Genomic DNA, 4727 nt, shown 5'->3' on the forward strand with positions numbered 1-4727 from the left:
GCACGACCCCGGTGCCCAGCCCCGCGCCCGGGACCAGCAGGCCCGCCGGCCCCGGGCCGGGGCCCGGCGGCCCGGTGTCGTCCGGCTGTTCCTCGGCGGGGACCGTTCCGCCGGTGAGAACCGCGATCAGGTCGCGCAGGCTGCCCACGCCGAGCACCGAGACGTCCGGGACCAGCCGCGCCTCGGCGGCGCACCGCCGGGGCACGACCACGCTGCGGTATCCGGCCTCCGCCGCGGCGAGGACCGCCGGCAGCACACCCGGTACCGGACGGACCCGGCCGTCCAGGCCCAGCTCCCCGACGAGCACCAGGTCGGCGATGACCGCGGGATCGACCGCCTCGGCCGCACCCAGCACCGCCGCGGCCACGGCCAGGTCGAAGCCGGCGCCCGATTTCGGCACCGAGGCGGGGCTGAGCCCGACCGTGAGCTTCTTCTGCGGCCAGGCGGCGCCCGAGTTCACGACGGCGGCCCGGACCCGGTCCCGGCTCTCGACGAGGGTCTTGTCGGGCAGCCCCACCAGGGTGAACGCCGCAACACCGGGCTCCAGGTCGGCCTGGACCTCCACCACCACGCCCTCGACGCCCACCAGGGCGACCGAGCAGGCCCGTGCGAAGCCCATCACGCCACCCCCCGGACGTGCTCCACCACGGCCGCGCCGCGCCGCGGCAGCAGGACGCCCACCAGGTCGATGCGCACCCCGCCCGGGGGCGGACCGCCGTGGTCGGCGAGCCAGCGCCCGGCGAGCCGCCGCAGCCGCTCGGCCTTGCCCGGCCGGACCGCGGCCATGGGATGCTCGAACGGCCCCGCCCGGCGGGTCTTGACCTCGCACACGACGAGGGCGTCACCGTCCCGCGCGACGATGTCGATCTCCCCGCTCCGGCACCGCCAGTTCCGCGCGATCACCGTCATGCCGGCCTCGGCCAGCCGCCGCGCCGCCAGATCCTCCCCGTACCGCCCCAGCGCCTGTCGCGCCACGTCCTTCGCGTTCATCGGGCACCACCTCCGGCCCCGACGATCCCGCGGACCCGCCCACCCTGTGGATCTTGGTGGATCGCGGGGCCGTTGTGGACGACCCGTTCACCCCCGAGGGGGAGGGATCAGCTGCCCGGGAGTTCGAGGTCGGTCTTGTTGAGCTCCTCGATGTTCACGTCCTTGAAGGTCAGCACCCGTACCTGCTTCACGAAGCGGGCCGGCCGGTACATGTCCCACACCCAGGCGTCGGCCATCGTGACCTCGAAGAAAACCTCTCCCTGCACCGAGTGCACCTGCATCTCGTAGTCGTTCGTCAGGTAGAAGCGGCGTTCCGTCTCGATCACGTACTTGAACAGCCCGACGACGTCGCGGTACTCCCGATAGAGCTTCAGCTCCATCTCGGTCTCGTACTTTTCGAGGTCCTCGGCGCTCATGGCATGTTCCCCTTCAGCCGTGCGTCTCCCTATTGTGCGGCAGGCCGAGGCGGCCCTAGACGATTTCCGGCGCCAGCTGCACCGGCGTGGCCGGGGGACCGTCGTCCAGCAGGGTGCGGAGCAGCTCTGCCAGCCGGTTCGGGTACACCGTCTCGCCGGCCGCCAGGAGCTCCTCCGGCGTCCACCACCGGGCCCCCGTGACACTGCGCCGCTCCAGCTCGGTGAGCCCGCGCGGCTCGGTCCTGATCTGCGCGGTCCGGGCCAGGTAGTACCACTCGTCCTGCTCCCAGCGCCGCCCGTCGAACGGGAAGGAGCAGTACCGGTGCCACAGCACCGGCCCCAGTTCCACCTCGGTGATGCCGGTTTCCTCGGCGAGTTCCCGCAGCGCGGCCTGCGCCCGGCTCTCGCCGCCTTCCAGCCCGCCGCCCGGGGTGAACCACCAGTCGACCGCCGGGTCGCCGGGCTCGAAGCCGTGCAGCAGCAGGATCCGGTCCTGGGGGTCCAGCAGGATCACCCGGGACACCTTGCGCGGGCCGTCCGCGGCCCGGTCAGCGGACACCGGCGGTCCCCTGCCTGCGGCCGCGCCCCAGGACCCGTGCGAGCGGCCCGTACGCGGCCCCCAGCACCACCAGTGCGGCCCCGGCTGCGACGGCGGCGAGCTGGATCCGCAGCGGCCCCGGCTGCGAGGTCCCGCCGGGCAGGCCGGCGTACGCTGCCGGCCGGCCGACCATGGTCATGGAGGGCCAGGCCAGGGCGTCGATGCGGCCCCGGACGGTGGAGCGGGCCACGGTCCCCTGGCCGGCCTCCTGGAGGTGGGCCCGGGAGTCGAGCGAATTGGAGCGCTTGTCGCCGAGCAGGAAGAGGTTGCCCTCGGGGACGGTCACCTCGAACGGGGTGCCGGCCGGGGAGCCCGCGCCGGGGGCCGCGCCGTCCGGCGTCGCGGGCCGGGTGCGGTCGACGTAGGGCTCTTCCAGCTCCTTGCCGTTGACGCTGAGCCGGCCGCTCTCCCCGCAGCACTTCACGGTGTCGCCGCCGATGCCGACGACCCGCTTGACCATGGGGGAGTCGCTCCACATGGCATCAGTAAAGATGACGATGTCCCCGCGCCGCACCTCGCCGCCGTCGATGCGCTGGGCGAGCACCCGGTCGCCGGGCCGCACCGTCGGCGTCATCGAGTCGGTCGGCACCGTGTAGGGCTGGTAGAGCAGCGCGGCCCATATGAAGCCTCCCAGGAAGAGCACGAAGCCGACGGCCACGGCGATCCCGGACAACACGTTGCCGACACCGCCGCGGCCGTCGCCGCCCCTGCGTATTCCCTGCGTACTGCTTGTCTGTGTAGTGCCTTTCGGCGTTTCGCCCATAGCAGCGCCCCCAGCTCCGGGATCGACGACCTGGGCGGCACCCTACCTGCCGGTAGTCCGGCCGGTCAGCCTCCGTCGGCTCCACAGCACGACCGGCACGGCTCCGGCAAGCCCCAGCGCGGCCGGGCCGGCGCCGATCGCCTTGGCCGCGGCCTGGTCCCCGAGGCCCGGCTGGTCGAACGTGTCCGGAACCGGCAGGGTCGACCAACGGGTGACCGGCCACGCGACGACCACGGCCCGCCCGACGACCTTGTCGACCGGCACGAAGCCCTGGGTGGAGTCCTGCATGTGGTACCGGGAGTCCTGCGAGTTCTGGCGGTGGTCGCCCATCACCCAGATCTTCCCCTCGGGCACGGTCAGCGGGCCGAAGGGGGCGTCGTCGCAGGGGGTGTTCCCGGGGAAGACGTACGGTTCGTCCAGCGGCTTGCCGTTGACGACGACCGGTCCCCCCTTCTTGCACTCGACCGTGTCCCCGCCGATGGCGATGACCCGCTTGATCAGGTCCTTCTCGTCCGCGGACGGCATCAGGCCGATCTTGCTGAGGATCGTCTGCAGGAAGTTGGGCTCCGGGGTGGGCTCCCCGGCCAGCCAGTTCGCCGGGTCGTGGAAGACCACGACCTCGCCGCGCTCGGGCTCCGAGCCGAACCACGGGGTCAGCTTGTCCACGAGCACCCGGTCGCCGCGCTGCAGGGTGTTCTGCATCGAGTCGGACGGGATCGAGAACGCCTGCACCAGGAAGGTCTTGATCAGCAGGGCGAGCAGCAGGGCGATGCCGATGAGGAGCGGGAGCTCCTTCCAGAACGACCGCTGCGGGCGCTCCTCGGCGCCGTCTTCGGCGTCCTCGGCCTCGCGGGCCTCGCGCTCGGCATCGCGATTGATGCCGTCCGGCCGCTCCTCGCCTTCATCGCGTCCGGATCGCGCGCCTACCGCCACGTCCCCCACATCCACTCCTCACTCGGAATTGCCGCCCGCGCCGGATACGGCACGGGTCCTCCCCTCCCTTAACGAGCGGGAGTTCCCTAAGGCGCGGGAGACCGAGGACACACTATGCGAAGGGTGGTCCTCCACGGCGCCCGCGGCGGCCGCGTCGCCCCCTGCGTTGCTGATCGGGCACGGTGCTGAACGTCGCGGGCTGCTCCAGCCTGCGCCAGTGGTCGAACGGCCAGGCGATGACCACGGCCTCCCCGACGACGCCCTTCTCGTCGATGGTGCCCTGGAAGGGCTCGTCGAGGTGGAAGCGGGAATCGGCCGAATTCGCCCGGTGGTCGCCCATGACGAACAGCCGCCCGGCCGGCACCTGCACCTCGAAGCGGATCTCGGAGGGGGCGTTTCCGGGGTTCACGTACGGCTCATCGAGCGGCGCCCCGTTGACGGTGACCCGGCCCTTGGCATCGCAGCACACGACGGTGTCGCCGCCGACGGCGATGACCCGCTTGATCAGGTCCTGCTCGTCGGCCGAGGGCAGCAGGCCGATGAACGTGAGGACCTGCTTGATCTGCTTGACGCCCACGGGGTCGCGGGGCGGCCGCGCCGCCTCGCCCTTCAGCCAGCCCCCGGGGTCCTTGAACACGACGACGTCGCCCCGCTCGATCGGGGAGCCGAACCACGGGGTCAGCTTGTCGACGAGCACCCGGTCGCCGATCCGGATGGTCTGCTCCATGGACCCGGACGGGATGAAGAACGCCTGGACCAGGAAGGTCTTCAGGAGGAGCGCGATGCACAGCGCGGCGACCACCAGCAGGGGCACCTCGCCCGCCCTGCGCGTGCGCCTGCGCCTGCGGATCCGGCGGGCCAGCCGGCGCCGCTCGGCCCGGCCGCCGCCTTCCGGCCCGCCGGCCGGCGCGGCGGCCCGCTTGCGGGACCGCGTCTCCGCCTCCGGCTCCGGCGCACGGCCGCGGCGCGGTCGCTCGGCGCGCCGCTGTTCGGCGCGGCCACCGCCCCGCACCCCCTCGCCCCGCGC

At 73.0% G+C, this 4727-nt stretch carries 6 protein-coding genes and 1 pseudogene; all 7 read right to left on the bottom strand.

Features of this window, described 5'->3' with window-relative positions:
- On the bottom strand, positions 1–619 hold a 619-nt coding region (locus HYE82_RS34080), incomplete at its 3' end, for an ATP-binding protein (protein WP_179178092.1).
- Positions 619–990 carry a YraN family protein gene (locus HYE82_RS34085; protein WP_179178093.1) on the bottom strand — a complete coding sequence of 124 codons (372 nt, stop codon included), beginning with the start codon at positions 988–990 and terminating at the stop codon, positions 619–621. The genes HYE82_RS34085 and HYE82_RS34080, both read right to left, overlap by 1 nt.
- A gap of 107 nt (positions 991–1097) precedes the next feature.
- The gene (locus HYE82_RS34090; protein WP_179178094.1) at positions 1098–1406 is read right to left on the bottom strand and encodes a DUF2469 domain-containing protein; all 309 of its coding nucleotides are present in this window, start codon (positions 1404–1406) and stop codon (positions 1098–1100) included.
- 55 nt (positions 1407–1461) lie between these two features.
- Positions 1462–1965 carry an NUDIX hydrolase gene (locus HYE82_RS34095; RefSeq protein WP_179178095.1) on the bottom strand — a complete coding sequence of 168 codons (504 nt, stop codon included), beginning with the start codon at positions 1963–1965 and terminating at the stop codon, positions 1462–1464.
- Positions 1955–2767 (bottom strand): signal peptidase I, encoded by an 813-nt coding sequence (gene lepB, locus HYE82_RS34100; RefSeq protein ID WP_179178096.1) that lies wholly within the window; start codon positions 2765–2767, stop codon positions 1955–1957. Before lepB (HYE82_RS34100) ends, HYE82_RS34095 begins: the two co-directional genes overlap by 11 nt.
- A 42-nt stretch (positions 2768–2809) precedes the next feature.
- Entirely contained in the window at positions 2810–3700 is an 891-nt protein-coding gene (lepB, locus tag HYE82_RS34105; protein WP_179178097.1) for a signal peptidase I, read from the bottom strand.
- A pseudogene (gene lepB, locus HYE82_RS34110) lies at positions 3669–4562 on the bottom strand (signal peptidase I). Before lepB (HYE82_RS34110) ends, lepB (HYE82_RS34105) begins: the two are co-directional and overlap by 32 nt.
- Positions 4563–4727: the final 165 nt, after the last annotated feature.

The sequence above is a fragment of the Streptomyces sp. BR123 genome (genome assembly GCF_013401435.1).
GTDB lineage: Bacteria > Actinomycetota > Actinomycetes > Streptomycetales > Streptomycetaceae > Streptomyces.